Origin of the sequence: Allobacillus salarius (assembly GCF_007559425.1) — a bacterium.
Taxonomy (GTDB): domain Bacteria; phylum Bacillota; class Bacilli; order Bacillales; family Alkalibacillaceae; genus Allobacillus; species Allobacillus salarius.
In genome coordinates this window covers 1-877 of the sequence record NZ_VMHE01000081.1, presented here as the reverse complement: position 1 = coordinate 877, position 877 = coordinate 1, and the positions used below count along the sequence as shown (strand labels likewise).

The window sequence follows — 877 nt, the reverse complement described above, 5'->3', positions numbered from 1 at the left end:
AGAAATAGCTTATATAAAAGAATCAGTTGAAAATTATAGTAGTGAATTTGATATTTATGACGATGAACAAGAACTTAAATTAAAAATTTATGAACAAATTATGTTAAAAATCAAATCTGAATACAAGGATACCTATTTATTCCGTCTTATTAATTGATTTGGTATATTCTCTTAATATTTTTTCGTTTTCATCAACAATGTCTTTTAGTGTGTTTAAAAGAAAGTCACAATCACCTTTGGCTACTGCACCAGCTTGTGAATGGTTGATTATGTTTCTCATACTATACGCAATTTCTACCCGTTTTTTGGTTCTATAATTTACTTTACCTTCTTTAGTTAATTCTCCTAATAATTTTGTGTACATAGTTGAATCGGTGTCTTTATGTTTGATTTTATTAACTTTTTTTAATTTGATTAAAAACGTTTCTATAGCAACAGCAAAGGTTGCTGCAGCTGGCAAATACAATTCCCTTTTATAAGCTTGTAATCCTTGTTCTATTTGATAAGAAAAAGTTATATCATCAACAATCTCTTTCATACTATTTAAATCTAAGTGGTTGAACGGTTGTATTTCATCATGTGCTTTGTTTATCAATCTTTCTTTCGACTTCGATATCAATGTATTGTAATGATCGTTAGCTAATCTTTTGCCATAATTAAAAAATAAATCTAAATTGTTTTGTAATATTACGGTCCCGATATATTTTCCGTAGTAAATAGATGTGTAATAAATGTAATTATTAAAATCTAATAATCCGGATTGTTCTTCTACATACTTTTTAGAATCATATATGTATGAAGTAAAGTGTTTAGACAAATATTTGATATCAATATTACGAAAATTATATATTTCTTTTAATTTACTGTCATTTGAGAT

The 877-nt window shown here is 26.1% G+C and carries 2 protein-coding genes; one reads left to right on the top strand and one right to left on the bottom strand.

Annotated elements, in window-relative coordinates; genetic code table 11:
• Window positions 1-157 (top strand): excisionase (locus tag FPQ13_RS13200; protein ID WP_144089747.1); only part of this gene is annotated, 157 nt, incomplete at its 5' end.
• Here FPQ13_RS13200 and FPQ13_RS13195 read toward each other — a convergent pair.
• The coding region (locus FPQ13_RS13195) for a hypothetical protein (RefSeq protein ID WP_144089746.1) at window positions 137-877 on the bottom strand (741 nt) is incomplete at its 5' end. The genes FPQ13_RS13200 and FPQ13_RS13195 overlap by 21 nt on opposite strands.